Source organism: Brevibacterium sp. XM4083 (assembly GCF_006489205.2).
Taxonomy (GTDB): Bacteria; Actinomycetota; Actinomycetes; order Actinomycetales; family Brevibacteriaceae; genus Brevibacterium.
In genome coordinates this window covers 694,906-713,117 of sequence record NZ_VFYR02000002.1, presented here as the reverse complement: position 1 = coordinate 713,117, position 18,212 = coordinate 694,906, and the positions used below count along the sequence as shown (strand labels likewise).

General features: G+C 69.6%; 16 protein-coding genes. All 16 read left to right on the top strand.

Annotated features, from left to right (window positions below; translation table 11 throughout):
* Positions 1-43: 43 nt before the first annotated feature.
* The 16 genes from FJ887_RS08995 to FJ887_RS08920 all read left to right on the top strand — a co-directional run bounded on the left by FJ887_RS08995 (position 44) and on the right by FJ887_RS08920 (position 18,099).
* Positions 44-1,810: a peptidoglycan D,D-transpeptidase FtsI family protein gene (locus FJ887_RS08995; RefSeq protein ID WP_137826363.1), complete on the top strand. Its 1,767-nt coding sequence runs from the start codon at positions 44-46 to the stop codon at positions 1,808-1,810.
* Positions 1,807-3,348: a UDP-N-acetylmuramoyl-L-alanyl-D-glutamate--2,6-diaminopimelate ligase gene (locus FJ887_RS08990; RefSeq protein WP_137826364.1), complete on the top strand. Its 1,542-nt coding sequence runs from the start codon at positions 1,807-1,809 to the stop codon at positions 3,346-3,348. The genes FJ887_RS08995 and FJ887_RS08990 overlap by 4 nt, the downstream gene beginning before the upstream one ends.
* Position 3,349: 1 nt before the next feature.
* On the top strand, positions 3,350-4,816 hold the full coding sequence (locus FJ887_RS08985; protein ID WP_140954940.1) for a UDP-N-acetylmuramoyl-tripeptide--D-alanyl-D-alanine ligase: 1,467 nt from the start codon (positions 3,350-3,352) through the stop codon (positions 4,814-4,816).
* Entirely contained in the window at positions 4,813-5,904 is a 1,092-nt protein-coding gene (gene mraY / locus FJ887_RS08980) for a phospho-N-acetylmuramoyl-pentapeptide-transferase (protein ID WP_137826366.1), read from the top strand. Before FJ887_RS08985 ends, mraY begins: the two co-directional genes overlap by 4 nt.
* Entirely contained in the window at positions 5,894-7,429 is a 1,536-nt protein-coding gene (murD, locus tag FJ887_RS08975) for a UDP-N-acetylmuramoyl-L-alanine--D-glutamate ligase (protein WP_137826367.1), read from the top strand. The genes mraY and murD overlap by 11 nt, the downstream gene beginning before the upstream one ends.
* A 1-nt stretch (position 7,430) precedes the next feature.
* Entirely contained in the window at positions 7,431-9,062 is a 1,632-nt protein-coding gene (gene ftsW / locus FJ887_RS08970; protein ID WP_249356852.1) for a putative lipid II flippase FtsW, read from the top strand.
* Position 9,063: 1 nt separating this feature from the next.
* Complete coding sequence (locus FJ887_RS08965) at positions 9,064-10,167, top strand: UDP-N-acetylglucosamine--N-acetylmuramyl-(pentapeptide) pyrophosphoryl-undecaprenol N-acetylglucosamine transferase (protein WP_137826368.1); 1,104 nt, start codon at positions 9,064-9,066, stop codon at positions 10,165-10,167.
* Between the two features lie 2 nt (positions 10,168-10,169).
* Positions 10,170-11,570: a UDP-N-acetylmuramate--L-alanine ligase gene (gene murC / locus FJ887_RS08960; protein WP_137826369.1), complete on the top strand. Its 1,401-nt coding sequence runs from the start codon at positions 10,170-10,172 to the stop codon at positions 11,568-11,570.
* Positions 11,571-11,575: 5 nt separating this feature from the next.
* Positions 11,576-12,322 (top strand): cell division protein FtsQ/DivIB, encoded by a 747-nt coding sequence (locus FJ887_RS08955; protein ID WP_137826370.1) that lies wholly within the window; start codon positions 11,576-11,578, stop codon positions 12,320-12,322.
* Positions 12,323-12,487: 165 nt separating this feature from the next.
* Positions 12,488-13,678 carry a cell division protein FtsZ gene (gene ftsZ / locus FJ887_RS08950; RefSeq protein ID WP_137826371.1) on the top strand — a complete coding sequence of 397 codons (1,191 nt, stop codon included), beginning with the start codon at positions 12,488-12,490 and terminating at the stop codon, positions 13,676-13,678.
* A 3-nt stretch (positions 13,679-13,681) separates the two neighbouring features.
* Entirely contained in the window at positions 13,682-14,413 is a 732-nt protein-coding gene (gene pgeF, locus FJ887_RS08945) for a peptidoglycan editing factor PgeF (RefSeq protein WP_140954941.1), read from the top strand.
* A gap of 116 nt (positions 14,414-14,529) precedes the next feature.
* Positions 14,530-15,048, top strand: coding sequence for a cell division protein SepF (locus FJ887_RS08940; RefSeq protein WP_137826373.1), 519 nt, complete (start codon positions 14,530-14,532; stop codon positions 15,046-15,048).
* 100 nt (positions 15,049-15,148) lie between these two features.
* Entirely contained in the window at positions 15,149-15,448 is a 300-nt protein-coding gene (locus FJ887_RS08935) for a YggT family protein (RefSeq protein ID WP_137826374.1), read from the top strand.
* Positions 15,449-15,640: 192 nt separating this feature from the next.
* Positions 15,641-16,444, top strand: a complete 804-nt coding sequence (locus FJ887_RS08930; protein WP_137826375.1) for a DivIVA domain-containing protein — start codon at positions 15,641-15,643, stop codon at positions 16,442-16,444.
* Between the two features lie 193 nt (positions 16,445-16,637).
* Entirely contained in the window at positions 16,638-17,183 is a 546-nt protein-coding gene (locus tag FJ887_RS08925) for a signal peptidase II (protein WP_137826376.1), read from the top strand.
* Entirely contained in the window at positions 17,176-18,099 is a 924-nt protein-coding gene (locus FJ887_RS08920) for an RluA family pseudouridine synthase (RefSeq protein WP_137826377.1), read from the top strand. Before FJ887_RS08925 ends, FJ887_RS08920 begins: the two co-directional genes overlap by 8 nt.
* The last annotated feature ends 113 nt before the right edge of the window (positions 18,100-18,212 follow it).

Here is an 18,212-nt window from a genome sequence, read left to right as displayed (position 1 = left end):
ACGGCAGTGACAGAGATTTGAGCCGATGAGGTAAGGACGAAGTATGGCCCCGCGGACACGCAAGGCGAAGAAGACTCCCAACCTCCGTCGCCGTGTCGCGGTCATCGCAGCCTTCTCGGCTCTCGTCCTCGTCATCACCGGGGTGCGCCTCATCTCGATCCAGGGCATGGATTCGATGAAGCTCGCCGAACAGGCCCTGGCCAACCGCCTCGTCACCCGCACCCTGCCCGCCGACCGCGGTCAGATCGTCGCATCCGACGGCACCGTGCTCGCCGACAGCGTCTCCCGCTACCAGGTCGTCGTCGACCAGCAGAACGTCGCCCAGTACAAGGTCGACGGCAAGCTCGTCGGCGCGTGGGGGGCAGCCGAGGCGCTCGCCGGCCCGCTCGACACCGACCCGGGTCTCCTCTACCCCGAACTCGTCGGGGACAAGCGGTGGAACCCGGTCGCCAAGGGTCTGACCTCGGAGACGTGGCGGGAGATCGACGACCTCGGCATCCTCGGCATCTCCGCCGAGGAGTACGCGGTGCGCTCGTACCCGTCCGGGGCGATCGCCGGCAACCTCGTCGGGTTCCTCAGCTCCGACGGCCAGGCGCAGGCGGGACTCGAACTCTCCTTCGATGAGGAGCTCAGCGGCCGCGACGGCAAGCAGCAGTACGAGCGCGGGGCACGCGGGGAGATCATCCCGCTCGGCGACAACAACATCGAGAACGCCGTGGACGGCTCCGGCATCCGCACGACGATCAATCCCGCGATGCAGTACTACGCCCAGCAGGCGATCGAGGAGCAGGTCAAGGCCCGCAAGGCCGAATCCGGCTCGATCGTCATCGAGGAGATCGGCACCGGCAGGATCGTCACCGCCGCCGACGCCCCGACCGTCGACCCGAACAACCCCGGCAAGGTCGACGGCGACGATCGCGGTTCGCGGATCTTCACCGACGTCTTCGAACCCGGGTCGACGGCGAAGATGGTCACCGCCGCCGCTCTCCTCGACCAGGGACTCGTCACCCCCGACCAGGAGTTCACGGTCCCCGACACGTGGACGGCGCCCAACGACGAGGAGTTCCGCGACTCCTCCCCGCACCCCGATCAGAAGCTCACGTTCGCCGGCATCCTCGCCGAATCCTCGAACACGGGAACGATCCTCGCCGGTCAGGCGCTCACCGAGGCCCAGCGCTACGAGTACCTCAAGAAGTTCGGATTCGGCTCGAAGTCCGCGGTCGACTTCCCGGGCGAGACCGGCGGCATCCTCCACCCCTACGAGGACTGGGACGGGCGCACGAAGTACACCGTGATGTTCGGCCAGGGCATGGCCGCGAACGCCCTGCAGACCACCTCGGTGATCGCGACGATCGCCAACGGGGGAGTGAGCGTTCCCGCCCGCCTCGTCGACGGCACGATCTCCCCGTCGGGCAAGACCATCCCGGTCCCCGCCGGAGAGCCCACGCGGGTCGTCAGCGAGAAGGCCGCCGACCAGACCCTGGCGATGCTCGAGGGCGTCGTCGCCGAGGGCACCGGCAAGTCCGCTGCCGTGTCCGGCTACCGGGTCGCGGGCAAGACGGGCACCGCCCAGGCGCCGGCCGCCGACGGCAGCGGCTACGACGGCTACACGGCCTCGTTCGTCGGCGTCATCCCCGCCGAGGACCCGAAGTTCGCGATCTCCGTGACTTTGCAGCGCCCCCGCGACGGCTACTACGGTGGTACCGCCGCCGCGCCCGTGTTCTCCGACGTCGCCGGCTTCGCGATGCGGCACTACAAGATCCCCCCATCCACGGAACAGCCCCAGCTCCCGCCACGAGAATGGAAATGATGCGCATCTCCCAGCTGCTCCCCGCAGCCCCCGGCACGATCCACGGCGACCCCGAACGCGAGGTCGCCGGGGTCTCCCACGACTCGCGCACCGTCGCCCCGGGCCAGCTCTACGCCGCCCTGCCCGGCGCGAACGTCCACGGCGCCCGCTTCGCCGCCGACCTCGTCGCCCGCGGAGTCACGGCGATCCTCACCGACCCCGCCGGCTGGGAGATCATCAGCACCGACGTGCCGGAGGACCAGCTCGCCGAGGTGACCGGACTCATCGTCGATGACCCCCGGGGCGTGCTCGGCTTCGTCTCCGCCGCGATCTACGGCACCTCGGTGACCCCGGAGCTCCTCGGCGTGACCGGGACGAACGGGAAGACGACGACGACGTACCTGCTCGCCGGTCTGCTCGAGGCGCTCGGGCGACGCACCGGGGTGATCGGCACCGTCGCGACCCTCATCGCCGGCACCGCGGTGCCGAGCGTCCGCACGACCCCCGAGGCTCCCGAACTCCACGCCCTGTTCGCGAAGATGCGCGCGGCCGACGTCGACACCTGCGCGATGGAGGTCTCCTCGCATGCGCTCACCCAGCACCGCGTCGACGGCGCCCACTTCGCCGTCGCCGGATTCACGAACCTCTCCCAGGACCACCTCGACTTCCACCACTCGATGGACGAGTACTTCGCGGCCAAGGCCCTGCTCTTCACCCGCGCCTTCTCCGACCGCGCCGTCATCGTCATCGAGGACGCCTGGGGGGAGCGGATGGCCGAGGCCGCGCAGATCCCCGTGCGCACGCTCGGTCGCGACGACCGCAGCGAGCTGCGCATCGACCACGTGCCGGGGGAGTCGGACTTCACCCTCCGCCTCGGCGACGGGACGCCGATCCCGCTGCGCTCACCCCTGCCCGGTGACTTCAACGTGACGAACACCGCGCTGGCTGCGGCCATGCTCGTCGAAGCGGGCCTCGCCCCTGCCGACCTGGCGGAGATCGGCCGGACCTTCACCGCCGCCGTGCCCGGCCGCATGGAGATCATCGACGTCGACCCGGCACCGGCGACCGGGCTGCCCCGGGCGATCGTCGACTACTCGCACACCCCCGATGCCATCGAGAAGGCCCTGGCCTCCCTCGACGCCGACAGCGACGAGCTCGTCATCGTCTTCGGCGCCGGCGGGGACCGCGACCCCGGCAAGCGCTTCGGCATGGGCGAGGCGGCGGCGCGCGGAGCCGATGTGATCGTTCTCACCGACGACAACCCGCGCACCGAGGATCCCGCCGCGATCCGGGCGGCCGTGCGGGAGGGGATCGAGGCGGCTGTCTCGTCCGGCGACGCGCGTGTGAAGAAGGTCATCGAAATCGCCGATCGGGGCGAGGCCATCGACACAGCGATTGCGACAGCAGACCCTGCAACGACCGTGCTCATCGCGGGCAAGGGGCATGAAACCGGCCAGACGATCGGCGCCGTCGTCACCGAATTCGATGACCGCACCCGGACACGCTCGGCGCTGACTGCGCGACTCGGCGGTCCGGAAACAGGTAAAGTTCACAGTTGATATGAAGCGACTGAGTGCAGCCGACATCGCAACCGCCGTCAACGGCGAGTTGTACGGCGTAGACCCCGAATCCCTGTTGAGTGCCGGAGTCGTCACCGACTCCCGCGAAGTCGGACCCGGCGACATCTACGTGGCCCGCCGCGGCGAGAACGTCGACGGCATCGAGTTCGCCGCCGCCGCCGTCGAGGCCGGTGCCGCACTGATCATCGGCGAATCCGTGCCCACCGTCGACGACCAGCCTCTGCCCACCGTCCTCGTCTCCGACGCCACCGAGGCGCTCGGGCGGCTGGCGAGTGCGAGCGTCGAGGCGCTGCGGGCCTCTGGCGAGATCACCGTCATCGCCATCACCGGCTCCGTCGGGAAGACGACGGTCAAGGACCTCGCCGCCGATCTCCTCGCCGGTGCGGCCCCGACCGTGTGGCCCCCGAACTCGTACAACAACGAGGTCGGGGTTCCGCTCACAGCCCTGCGCGCCGACGAGGAGACCCGATTCCTCGTCCTCGAGATGGGCGCCCGGTCGATCGGCAACCTCGCCTATCTCACCGGCCTCGTGCGTCCCGACATCGCCGTCGAACTCGCCGTGGGCACCGCCCACTCCGGAGTCTTCGGGTCGATCGAGAACACGGCCCGGGCGAAGGCCGAACTCGTCGAATCCCTCATCGCCGGCGGGACGGCCGTGCTCAACGCCGATGACCCCCGGGTCGCGGCGATGCACGAGGTGCTCGCCCCCGACGTGACGACGCTGTGGTTCTCCCAGCGCGAGTCGCTGCCCGACTGGGTCGGCGCCGACGACGCCGTGGTGCGGGCGACGGGAGTCTCCACCGACGCCTCCGGCCACCCCTCGTTCGTCCTCCACCTGCCCGGGGAGGAACCGCAGGAGGTGCGCCTGGCCCTCGTCGGCGAACACCACGTCGGCAACGCGCTGGCCGCTGCCGCCGTCGCGTCCGCGTGCGGGGTCGGTGTGAAGTCGATCGTCACGACGCTCGCGACCTCGTCTGCGGCGAGCCGGTGGCGGATGGAGCTCATCGATTCGCCGAGCGGCGTCACCGTGCTCAACGACGCCTACAACGCCAATCCCGAATCGATGCGCGCCTCGCTCAAGGCGCTCGCGGCGATGGGCCGCGGCGACGAGGAGTCCCGCCCCCGGCGGACCTTCGCCGTGCTCGGGGAGATGCTCGAACTCGGCGACGAGTCGATCAGCGCCCATGCCGACATCGGCGAACTCGTCGTCCGCCTCAACATCACCCGCACCATCGTCGTCGGAGAGGGCGCCAAGCCGATCTTCAACGCCGCGAACCTCGAAGGCTCGTGGGGCAATGAGGCGTCGTGGGTGGCCACTGCCGCCGAAGCGAAGGATCTGCTCACCGCAGAGCTCACCGCCGGCGACATCGTTCTGTTCAAGTCCTCACGCGATGCCGGCCTGCGGTATCTCGGGGACGACATCGCCGGCGTCTCGGGGGCCCAATGATCGCGGTGCTGCTCGCGGCCTGTGTCGCACTCGTCCTCGCGCTCGTCGGGACCCCGCTCTTCATCCGGGTCCTCGTCAAGCGCGGCTATGGTCAGTTCGTCCGTGACGACGGCCCGACGACGCACGCGACGAAACGCGGAACCCCGACGATGGGCGGTGTCGTCATCATCGGCGCCGCGATCATCGCCTACCTCCTCGGCCATCTGCTCACCGGTTCGGTGCCCACCGCCTCGGGACTCCTCGTCCTGTGGCTGGCCGCCGGCCTCGGCATCGTCGGCTTCCTCGACGACTTCATCAAGATCAGGAAGCAGCGCTCCCTCGGTCTGCGCCCCGTGCCGAAGCTGCTCGGCCAGGCCTTCGTCGGCATCTCGTTCGCCGTCATGGCCCTCCAGTTCCCCAACTCGTTCGGGGAGACCCCGGCGTCGACGAAGATCTCCTTCATCCGGGACACGAACCTCGATCTCGCCTTCGCCGGCGGCGCGCTCGGCCTCGTCCTCTTCATCATCTGGGCGAACCTCATCGTCACCGCCGTGTCGAACGCCGTCAACCTCACCGACGGCCTCGACGGTCTCGCCGCCGGCGCCTCGGCCGTCGTCTTCGCCGCCTACGTCGTCATCGGCACCTGGCAGTCGACGCAGAACTGCAACCTCATGTCCGAGGCGACGAACGCGTGCTACTACATGCGCGATCCGCGCGACCTCGCGATGGTCGCCGGCGCCATGGCCGCCGCCTGCTTCGGCTTCCTGTGGTGGAACACCTCGCCGGCGAAGATCTTCATGGGCGACACCGGGTCGCTCGCGATCGGCGGCGCCATCGCCGGCCTGGCGATCATGTCCCGGACCCAGCTGCTCCTCGTCGTCCTCGGCGGCCTCTTCGTCATCATCACCCTCTCCGTGATCATCCAGGTCGCCTCGTTCAAGACCACCGGCAAACGCGTCTTCCGCATGGCGCCCCTCCAGCACCACTTCGAACTCAAGGGGTGGGCCGAGGTGACGATCGTCGTCCGGTTCTGGATCATCGCCGCGCTCTTCGTCATCGCCGGAGTCTGCCTCTTCTACGCCGAATGGGTGGCGCGCATTGGCGGATGACCTCGCAACCGACTACCCGCTGGCCGACCGGATCCCCGCGGCGCTGAGCGGACCGACGTCGTCGCTCAACGGGCTGCGGATCCTCGTCACCGGCTTCGGCGTCACCGGGTTCCCCGCCGCCGTCCACCTCGCCGAACGCGGCGCCGAGGTGGTCCTCATCGACGGGGACGCGACGAAGGACATGGCGGAGAAGACCGCAATCCTCGAGGTCTTCGACGTCGACATCCGCCGCGGACCCGAGGCCGTGACCGGACTGCCCGAGGGCACGTTCGACCTCGTCGTCACCTCACCCGGATGGACCCCGGACCAGCCGGTGCTCGCCGCGGCGATCGCCGCCGGCATCCCCGTCATCGGCGAGGTCGAACTCGCGTGGCGGATCCGCGGGACGAACGACGCGGCCTGGCTGGCGATCACCGGGACGAACGGGAAGACCACGACGACGACGATGCTCGAGTCGATGCTGCTCGCCGCGGGACTGCGCGCGAAGGCGTGCGGCAACATCGGCGCCCCGCTCCTCGAAGCCGTCCTCGAACCCGGCCTCGAGGTGCTTGCGATCGAACTCTCGAGCTTCCAGCTCCACTGGGAGTTCTCGATGTCGGCGACCTCCGCGGTCGTCCTCAACCTCGCCCCCGACCACGTCGACTGGCACGGCAGCGTCGACGCGTACGCCCGTGACAAGGCGAAGATCTACGAACACGTCCGCGACGCCTGCGTCTACAACGTCGCCGACCCGGCGACGAAGACGATGGTGGAGAACGCCGAGGTCGTCGCCGGGGCCCGGGCGATCGGCTTCACGACCGGGATCCCCGCCCCCGGTGAGCTCGGCGTCGTCGACGACCTCCTCGTCGACCGGGCCTTCATCCCGCAGCGGTACACGGCTGCCGCCGAGATCGCCTCACTCGCCGACGTCGCCCAGGCAGCAGGCACCCCGGGACAGCGACCCGCCGACCACCAGATCGCCAACGCGCTGGCCGCCGCCGCCCTCGCCCGCAGCATCGACGTGCCCGGCCAGGCGATCGCCGCGGGCCTGCAGAACCATGCCCTCGGCGCCCACCGCATGGTCACCGTGGCCGAGACCGACGGCGTCCGCTGGGTCGATGACTCGAAGGCGACGAACACCCACGCCGCCGCGGCATCGCTCGCGAGCTTCGACCCCATCGTGTGGATCGCCGGCGGCCTGCCCAAGGGCGCGGACTTCACCGAGCTCTTCGCCGCCAACGCCGACCGGCTCAAGGCGCTCATCCTCATCGGCGCCGACGACGCGGCGTTCCGCTCGGCCGCCGCCGCAGGCGCCCCCGACCTCGACATCGTCCGCATCGACCCGTTGCCCGAGGACCCGGGGACCGACCCCGCCGCCCGCGGCGCCGCCGTCATGGACGCCGCCGTCGCCGCCGCCTGGAGGATCGCCGTCCCCGGCGACACCGTGCTGCTCGCCCCCGCCGCGGCGAGCATGGACCAGTTCCTCAACTACAGCACCCGAGGCGAGCTCTTCGCCCACGCCGTCGAGCAGCTGCCAGGACGCTGACATGGGACGGCAGAGCACGACGCGACGCCGACCGAGCGCGGACTCGGCTCCGGTCGACGCCCCGACCAGGACCGACCGCGGAGGAAAGACGACGACTCCAGCGGGCGGAACAGCGTCGCGTGCGAACGCGGCTGCCGCGAAGAAGCCTGCCGCGAAGAAGCCCAAAGGCAAGAAGGCGGCCGCGCAGAAGCCTGCCGCGAAGAAGCCCAGAGCCACGATGCCGTGGGCGAAGAAGTCCGGGACGAAGACGACCAGCGCGAAGACGACCGGCGCGACGCCGACGACCGCGCAGACGACCACCGGTGGGCAGGCTCAGGTGACGAGCGCACCCGACTCCGGGACCGCCTCGGCGCCGGGGACGACACGGCGGCGCGGGATTCCCGGCAGGGCGCTGCTGCGTTCCGTCGTCGCCGAATACCGGACGATCTCCGCGAATCCGCTCGCGACGTACTACCTCATCCTCATCTCCGTCGTGGCGCTGACCGGGCTCGGCCTCGTCATGGTGCTCTCGGCCTCCTCGATCACGTCGTACGACGGGGGAGAGGGCTCCTCGTTCGAGTACTTCAACAAGCAGGCGGGCTTCGCGGCCGTCGGCTTCGCCCTCCTCATCGCCGCGTCCTTCGTGCCGCTGAGCCTGTGGAAGAAGCTCGCATGGCCGGCGATCGGCCTCGGGGTGCTCATGCAGGCCGCCGTGTTCATTCCCGGCTTCGGCAAGGAGACGAAGGGCAACGCGAACTGGATCCAGCTCGGCTCCTTCCAGCTCCAGCCCTCCGAGTTCCTCAAGATCGCCCTGGCCGTGTGGCTCGGCTGCGTGCTCGCGAACAAGTTCGGGAAGATGACGACGTTCACGCACGCGATGATCCCCGTCGTGCCCGGCATCGCCGTGGCCGTCGGCCTCGTCGTCGCCGGCAACGACCTCGGCACCGCACTCGTCCTCATGGCCATCGCCTTGGCCTGCCTCTTCATCGGCGGCTTCCCGATGAAGCACTTCCTCCTCCTCCTCGCCGGCCTCGGGGCGGTCACCGCGTTCTACGTGCTCAGCTCCGAGAACCGGCTCGACCGTCTCGCCCTCGCGATCACCGGGCACGCCGACCAGGCGGCGATCGACACGACGGGTCAGGCGTGGCAGTCCAACCACGGGCTCTTCTCACTCGCCTCGGGCGGCTGGTTCGGCGTCGGCCTCGGGGCAAGCCGGGAGAAGTGGTCGTGGCTGCCCGAAGCGCACAACGACTTCATCTTCGCCATCATCGGCGAGGAGCTCGGCCTCGTTGGCACGATCCTCGTCCTCCTCGTCTTCACCGTCCTCGCCTTCGGCCTCATCCGCGTCATGCTGCGCGCTGAGAGCCTGTTCGCGAAGATCACCACGGCAGGCCTCTTCGCGTGGCTCATCGGCCAGGCGGCCATCAACGTCGGCGTCGTCGCCGGCCTCCTGCCCGTCATCGGGCTGCCCCTGCCGTTCGTGTCCTACGGCGGATCCTCGATCATCGCCTCCCTGCTCGCCGTCGGAGTCATCCTCTCCTTCGCGCGCACGGAGAAGGGGGCCCCCGAGGCGATCCGCGCCCACAAGGACCGCGTGCGGTCCTCATTCGCCGTCCTGGCCAGGAGAGCTCCCGGCCGGAAGAAGAAGGAGTGAGATGACGACGAGCATCCTGCTGGCCGGTGGCGGCACCACCGGCCACATCTCGCCGATGCTGGCCATCGGCGAGGAACTGCGGCAGCGCCTCGACGGCGCCGATGTGTTCGCCCTCGGCACCGCCGACGGACTCGAGACCTCGATCGTGCCCGCCGCCGGGTTCGAGCTTGTCACGATCGACAAGGTGCCGATGCCGCGGCGGCTGACCCCCGGTCTCCTGCGCTTCCCGAAGGCGTTCGCCGACAACATCGCCGCGGTGCGCCGGATCATCGCCGACCGCGGCGTCGACGCCGTCGTCGGCGTCGGCGGCTACGTGTGCCCGCCGGCCTACCTCGCCGCGAAGCAGGCGAAGGTGCCCATCATCATCCACGAGGCGAACGCGAAGCCGGGAATGGCGAACCGCCTCGGCGCGATGCTGACGAAGCCGGGACGGGTCGGGGTGACGTTCCCCGACACGACGCTGAGGAACTCGACGCTCGTCGGGATGCCGATGCCCGCGCAGATCTCCACCCTGGACCGCAGCGACCCCGGCGTCCGGGACGCCGCCCGGACTGCGCTGGGTCTGCGTCCCGACCTGCCCGTCCTCGTCGTCACCGGCGGCTCCTCGGGGGCCCAGCGGATCAACGAGGCGTTCGAGGAAGCAGCCGCGGCGTGCCAGGCCGCAGGCATCCAGGTCCTCCACATCACCGGCGCGGGCAAGGGCGAGTCCCTGCGACAGGCCACAGCCGAGCTGCCCGACTACCATGTCGTCGACTACGTCGACGGAATGGAGAAGGTCTACGCGGCCGCCGACCTCCTCGTCGCCCGGTCCGGGGCGGCCACTGTCGCCGAGACGACCGTCGTCGGGGTCCCGGCGATCTACGTCCCGCTGCCGATCGGCAACGGCGAACAGCGGCTCAACGCCGCCTCGAGCGCGGCCGCCGGCGGCTCGCAGATCGTCGACAACGCCGACTTCACCGCGGCGACGGTCACCGACGTCGTCCTCCCGCTCATCGCCGACGAGGCGCGTCTTGAGCAGATGAGCCGCGCCGCCAGAGGCCTCCATTACCCCACCGACGCCGCGGCCGCAATGGCCGACATCACGACCGCCGCCCTGAGAGGATGACCATGAGCCAGTCCGAGATCGTCCCCGTCGCCGAACTGGGCGCCGTCCACTTCATCGGCATCGGCGGGTCGGGCATGTCCGGGATCGCCCGGATCATGGCGATGAACGGCGTCGAGGTCTCCGGCTCCGACGCGAAGGAGTCCGCCGTCGTCGACATCCTCCGGGCGCTCGGCGCCCGCGTCGACATCGGCCACGACGCCGACCACCTCGGCGCTGCCGACACCCTCGTCGTGTCCTCGGCGATCCGGGCCGACAACCCCGAACTCGTCGCCGCCCGTCAGCGGGGCCTGCGGATCCTCCACCGCTCCGGAGCCCTCGCCTCCCTCATGGCCGGCCGGACCGCCGTCGCCGTGGCCGGCACCCACGGGAAGACGACGACGACGTCGATGACCACCGTCGCGCTCCAGGCCTGCGGGCTCGACCCCTCGTTCGTCATCGGCGGGGTGCTCTCGACGACAGGCACGAACGCCCACCTCGGCACCGGTGATGTCTTCGTCGCCGAGGCGGACGAATCGGACGGCTCGTTCCTCCTCTACGAACCGGCGATCGGGATCCTCACCAACGTCGAAGCCGACCACCTCGACCACTACGGCACCGCGGAGAACGTCCGGCAGGCCTTCGTCGACTTCACCGCCGGCATCGGCGCTCGCGGCGGCACGGTCATCGCCTGCGCCGACGACCCCGGTTCCCGGGATGTCGCCGAGGAGGCCCGCCGTCAGGGCACCGCCGTCCTCCTCTACGGCACCGCCGACGACGCCGACATCCGCATCGTCGACCTCGTCTCGGGACTCGGCTCGGAATTCGAACTCGTCATCCCCGGGCGGGGGACCGCGCTGCCGATCACCCTGCGCCAACCCGGCGCCCACAACGCGCGCAACGCGACCGCCGCGGTCGCCGTGGCCCACGCGCTCGGCGCCGACGTCGAGAAGGCCGCCGCCGGACTCGCCGGCTACGGCGGCACCCGCCGCCGCTTCGAGGAGCGGGGGATCGCGGCCGGCGTCCGGGTCATCGACGACTACGCCCACCACCCGACCGAGCTGCGCGCGGTGCTCACCGCCGCCCGTGGGGTCGTCACCGACGAGGGACGCGTGTGGGCGGTGTTCCAGCCCCACCTCTACTCGCGCACCGCGGAATTCAAAGCCGAGTTCGGGGAGGCTCTCGGACTCGCCGACGAGGTCGTCGTCCTCGACGTCTTCCCGGCCCGGGAGGATCCGGTGCCCGGGGTGACCGGCAACCTCATCGCCGAACGCGTCCCCCATTCGCATGTGACGTTCCTCGAATCCTTCGCCGACGCCGTGCCCTTCGTCGCCGAGCGCGTGCGCCCCGGCGACCTCGTGCTCACCGTCGGCGCCGGCGATGTGACGATCCTCGGCCCCGAGATCCTCGCCGCCCTGGAGAAGTGAGACCCGTGCCGCTCGCACCCCCACGAGTCGGCGACGACTCGACGGCCGACCTCACCGGGATCATCCGCGCCCGCCGCCGGCGGGTGTGGGCCAAACGGCTGACCGCGATCGGCATCGTCGTCGCGGTGCTCGCGCTGGCCGCGGTGGCCTGGTTCTCACCCGTCCTCGCGCTCTCTGCCGTCGAGGTCGAGGACACCGAGCTCGTCACCGGCTCCGAGGTCTCGGACTTCGTGCTGACCGAACACGCCGGCACACCGCTGCCGCAGCTGCGTCCGGGCACGATCGAGTCCGAGGTCGAGAAGCAGTTCCCCCGCGCCGAGGACGCCTCCGTCCACTACGCGGGACCGCGGAGCCTGCGGATCACGATCACCGACCGGACCCCGGTCGTCGCGGTCTCCTCAGCCGGCGGCTTCATCCTCTACGACGCCGAGGCGGTCGACCTCGGATCCGTCGACACGGCCCCCGACGGCCTCACCGTCCTCGAAGCGGACACCCCCGACGAGGAGACCGTGAGCGCGGTCATCCGCTTCATGTCGACCCTCGGTGAGGACCTGCGCGGCAGCCTGACCACCGTGAAGGCCGACAGCGAGCAGGGCCTGTCGGGGACGATCGACACCGGAGACGCGCAGGCCTCCGTCGTCTTCGGCGACAGCGAGGACGCGAGCCTGAAGATGCGCACCGCGCTCCAGCTCGCCGCCGAGGGCCGCACCGAGATCGACGTCTCCGTGCCCTCGGTGCCCGTCACCGACTGATCCGATATGCTCCGACACACCGGGGAGGAAACTGGCCGAACTCCGGCTCTCCGGGGAGAATGGTTGCAGTGTCATCGCCTTGGGCCACCGGCCTGAAGGATGAGAGACGTCGAACAATGCACGCTTGAGACCGCGTGGACGATGCGCGTGAGAAGAGGAACCGACTTGGCTGAATTCCCACAATCCGGAGCGGATATCAAAGTCGCCGGCACAGGCGGCGGCGGTGTCAACGCTGTCCAGAGGATGATCGACGTCGGCCTGCGGGGCGTGGAATTCATCGCGATCAACACCGATGCGCAGGCCCTCGTCCTCTCCGATGCCGACGTCAAGCTCGAGATCGGCCGCGACCAGACCCGCGGCCTCGGCGCCGGCGCGGACCCGGAGATCGGCCGCAAGGCCGCCGAATCGAGCGAGGACGCGATCCGCGACGCCCTCGAAGGCGCGGACATGGTCTTCGTCACCGCCGGTGAGGGCGGCGGCACCGGAACCGGTGCGGCACCCGTCGTCGCCCGGGTCGCCCGCTCTCTCGGCGCCCTGACGATCGGCGTCGTCACCCGCCCCTTCACGTTCGAGGGCCGCCGCCGCTCGGCGCAGGCCGAAGCCGGCATCGCCGCGCTGCGCGAAGAGGTCGACACCCTCATCGTCATCCCCAACGACCGCCTGCTCTCGATCTCCGACCGCAGCGTCTCCGTCGTCGAGGCCTTCCGCTCCGCCGACGAGGTCCTGCGCTCCGGTGTCCAGGGCATCACGGACCTCATCTCCGTGCCGGGACTGATCAACCTCGACTTCGCCGACGTCAAGTCCGTCATGCAGGACGCGGGCACCGCGCTCATGGGCATCGGCGCCGCGACCGGCGACGACCGCGCCGTCCAGGCCGCGGAGTCCGCGATCGCCTCGCCGCTGCTCGAAGCGAGCATCGACGGTGCCCACGGTGTGCTCTTCTGCATCCAGGGCGGCGCCGACCTCGGCCTCTTCGAGGTCAACGAGGCCGCGCGCCTCGTCCAGGAGGCCGCCCACCCCGAGGCGAACATCATCTTCGGCGCCGTCATCGACGACAACATCGGCGACGAGTGCCGCGTCACCGTCATCGCCGCCGGCTTCGACAACACCGTGCCCGGCCAGGACGGCAACGTCGTCGAGGCCGTGCCCGCCGGTGTCGGTGCCGCGTCCGGTGCCGCCGCGTCGTCCTCGCCGGTCATCGAATCGGAGGCCGAGAGCGTCGAGGTCACCGACCCCGAGCCCGCCGCCGCTCCCGAGCCGCGTCGTGAGGAGCACCAGATCCCCACGTCGCTGCCGAACGAACGGAGCACCTCGAGCCTCGACAACGACCTCGACATCCCCGACTTCCTCAAGTAAGCCATGCTGCACTCGAGGTTCGTCGTGCCCGGTCGGCAGACGGCACACGTCGCCTTCACCGACCGGCACGGCGGATATTCGAGCGGGGACTTCTCCTCCTTCAACCTCGCCCGGCACGTCGGTGACGACGAGGAGCTCGTCGCCGCCAACCGGTCGGCGCTCGCTCAGGTGCTCGGCCTCAGTGCCGAGCGCCTCAGCTTCGTATCCCAGGTCCACGGCACCGCCGTCCACGAGGTCACCGCACCCGCCGATGCCCGGGCCGGCGCCGAGGCGGACGCCCAGGTCACCGCCCAGCCCGGAATCGGGCTCGTCATCATGGTCGCCGACTGCACCCCCGTGCTCCTCGCCGACACCGAGGCAGGCGTCATCGGTGCCGTCCACGCCGGGCGCCCCGGGATGGCCGCCGGCGTCGTGCCGGAGACGCTCGCGCGGATGCGCGCCCTCGGGGCCGAGACCATCCATGCGGTCATCGGTCCCTCGGTCTGCCCGCGCTGCTACGAGGTCCCCGCCGAACTGCGCGACGAGGTGGCCGCCGTCGAACCCGTGGCCGCCTCGGTGTCGGTGTCAGGTACTCCCGCCCTCGACGTCGCCGGCGCGGTCGCCGAACTGCTGCGTCGGGAGGGAGCGGTCATCGACCACTTCTCCCGGACGTGCACGAAGGAATCCGAGGACCTCTACTCCTACCGCCGGCAGCAGCGCACCGGTCGGTTCGCGGGAGTCATCTGGCTCCAGTGAGCCGGAAGTCGGGGAGATTTCCCGGCGACACACCGGCGGGGCACCGGGACGCGTGCTCTCCGGTGCGATAGTTTTGCCGCAGATGTGGAACCGCTGAAGGCCGAGGAGCGTTGAGAATGTCAGCAATCAAGAAAACACTCGAATACCTGGGATTCGTCGAAGAGGACGACGAGACCGTCGAGCGCCAGACCCGCGACGACCGTCGTGAGGAGCGCCGCGGACGCGAGGTCATCGAGACCTTCGACGAGCCCGAGCAGGAGCCCGTCGCCCGGGAGGAGCGGCCGCCGGCACAGGTGACCCCCATTCACCCGACTCCGATTCGTCCAGTCGACACTCCGGCGCCAGGGAGCTCCATGAATCGCATCAAGACCATCCATCCCCGCAGCTACAACGATGCCATGGTCATCGGCGCCGCGTTCCGCGACGGCACCCCGGTGATCATGAATCTCTCCGAGATGGACGAGAACAACTCGAAGCGCCTCGTCGACTTCTCCGCGGGTCTGATCTTCGGACTCCACGGATCGATCGAACGGGTGACGAACAAGGTGTTCCTCCTCACACCGGAGAACATCGAAGTCAGCGGTGAGAGCGAAGCCGACGGAGATTCGCAGGCGAGCTTCTTCAACCAGAGCTGATGAGCGTTCGCACGCCCCGGTCTGAGCGGTTCCTCAGCTGGAGCGTATAGGCTGGGGCCTGCAGTCAGATCAGCAACGACGAAAGACGCGAGGATCCCACGTGGCCATCATCTTCTACATCCTCGGCACGGCGCTCAGCCTCTATGTGTACGTGCTCCTGGCTCGGGTCGTGCTCGACCTCGTCCAGGTGTTCTCCCGCGAGTGGAGGCCCAAGGGCTTCTTCCTCGTGCTCGCCGAGATCGTCTACACGCTCACCGATCCGCCGCTCAAGCTCCTGCGGAAGGTCATTCCGCCGCTGCGGCTCGGCCAGATCTCGCTCGATCTCGGTTTCATCGTCCTCCTCATCGGCATCCAGATCCTCGCCTCGGTCCTCTTCAGCCTCTCCCAGAGCTCGGTCTGAGACATCGGTTCCGGCCGCTGGTCGGATGGTGTGTCGCGTGATCAGCAACGACGCCTGATGGAATTTCCGTTTCCGCCCGGCGTGGCGGAGCATTTCTGCACGACAAATGCTCTGGTGTTACGCTATTGTGACGTTGAAGCCGTCCCGCGCGGACGGCAGTGAAATGAATGCAGATCGACCAAAGGTGACCTCATGGCGCTCACGCCTGAAGACGTAGTAAACAAGCGGTTCCAGCATGTGAAGTTCCGCGACGGATACGACCAGGATGAGGTCGATGACTTCCTCGACGAGGTCGTCGTCGAACTTCGACGCCTCTACCAGGAGAACGACGAACTGCGTCAGAAGCTCTCCGCTGCCGAACAGCGGGTCAAGGAGCTCGAATCGGGTGGCGCCGCGAAGGCAGCCCCCGCCCAGGACATCGACGCCACCCAGGCGATGCCTGCCGCCGTGCCGGCGCCGGACACCTCGAAGGACGCCCCTGCACCGAAGGCCGACCAGGCTCCCGCAGCCCCGGCCGCCCCTGCCGCCGAGGAGCCCAAGGCTCCCGTCGTCAAGGAAGCCGCTCCCGCTCCGAAGCAGACCGACTCGGCTCCTGCCGTCTCGGCTGCCGTTCCCGCTGCCGGAGCCGGTGCCGCCGCGGCCTCTGCCGGCGAGAACGACTCGCACGGACTCATCGCGCTGGCCCAGCGCGTCCACGACGAGCACGTCGCCGAAGGTGAGCGCAAGCGCGCCGAACTCATCAAGGGCGCCGAGAAGGAAGCTCAGGACATCGTCGGCAAGGCCGAGGCCAAGCGCGACGAGACCCTCTCGAGCCTCGAGACGCAGAAGTCGCAGCTCGAGCGCTCGATCGACCAGCTCTCGAACTTCGAGCGCCAGTACCGCACGCGCCTGAAGAGCTACCTCAACGATCAGCTCCGCGACCTCGAGAACTCGACGAGCCTCGCTCCCGAGACCCTCGACGGCAACTCGTTCGGATCCTCGAGCAACAAGCTCTGATCCGACGCACCGAGCTCCACGGGGCCGGAGGACTCATCCGAGTCCTCCGGCCCCGTCGTCGTTGACGGTCCGGAGGCTGTCGCCGCGCGTCGGCCTGCGGGCCGGCCACGCGCGGGCCGCACGTCCCGATCGTGCGCCGTTCCTGCGCGTGAAATGGGAATCGCCGCAGGCGCGGTCGGCTAGAATGATCCGAATGAACGAAGACCGCCCGGTGCCGGTACGGCGTCGACAGAAGCTGCTCTGGACACTGTTCGGCATCGCCGCAGCGATCCTCGCGTTCGACCAGCTGACGAAGCAGCTCGCCATCGCCTTCCTCGAAGGCCGCCCCTCGATCCCCGTCATCGGGAACCTCGCCGGATTCGCCTTCTACCGCAACCCCGGAGCCGCCCTCGGCCTCGGCGCGAACATGACGTGGGTCTTCCCGCTCATCGCCGTCGCCGTCTTCATCGCCATCCTCTTCCTCTCCCGCAAGCTCGGCTCACGGGGCTGGGCGATCGGACTCGGCCTGCTGCTCGGCGGCCTCTTCGGCAACCTCGTCGATCGGCTCTTCCGGCAGCCGGGGTTCCCCAACGGCGCCGTCGTCGACTTCATCGACCTCTCGCTCTTCATCTGCAACTTCGCCGACGTCGCGATCTCGGCGGCCGCGGTGACGCTCATCATCGCCAGCCTCCGCGGCATCGAACTCGACGGTTCGCACCGGGTGGCCGCCACCGCGGAGAAGGAGGACTCCCATGACTGAACGCTCGATCCTCGTTCCCGAGGGGCTCGAGGGCCAGCGGGTCGATGCGGCGCTGTCGAAGCTGCTCGGCCTCTCGCGCACCGCCGCCGCCGACATCTGCGCCGACGGGGGAGTCCAACTCGACGGCCGGGTCGTCGGCAAATCCGATCGCGTCGTCGCCGGCGCCCGCATCGACGTCATGCTTCCCGAACCCAAACGTCCGCTCGAGGTCGTCGCCGACCCTGTGCCCGGCATGCGCATCGTCTATGACGACGATTCGTTCGTCGTCGTCGACAAGCCCGTCGGCGTCGCCGCGCACCCGGCCATCGGCTGGACCGGACCGACCGTCGTCGGCGGCCTCGCCGCGGCCGGCTACCGGATCGCGACCTCGGGGGCGCCTGAGCGGCAGGGCATCGTCCAGCGTCTCGACGTCGGCACCTCGGGGCTCATGGTCGTCGCGAAGAGCGAATACGCCTACAGCGTGCTCAAGCGGGCGTTCAAGGAGCGCACGGTCGAGAAGACCTACCACGCCCTCGTCCAGGGTCTGCCCGACCCCGTCGTCGGCACGATCGATGCCCCGATCGCCCGCCACCCCCGCCACGACGGCCTCTACGCCGTCCACAGCGAGGGCAAGCATGCGATCACCCACTACGAGGTCATCGAGGCGCACCGCCGCGCCGCTCTCCTCGAGATCCACCTCGAGACCGGCCGCACCCACCAGATCCGCGTGCACTTCTCAGCCCTGGGGCGCCCGTGCGCCGGGGACCTGCCCTACGGCGCGGACCCCGTCCTCGCGAAGGAGCTGGGGCTGACGCGACAGTGGCTGCACGCGCTGCGACTCGGCTTCCACCACCCGGAGACGGGGGAGTGGGTCGAGTTCGAAAGCGAGTATCCCGCCGACCTCCAAGAGGCCCTCGACCGGATCCGGGAGAGCTGAGCCCATGGTTTAAGCTGAGTGGGCATCGCAGGTCATTGGCAAGGGATCCGCAAGGGAAGGCAGAGCGTGCCGAACGACGATTTCGTCCATCTTCACGTCCACACCGAATACTC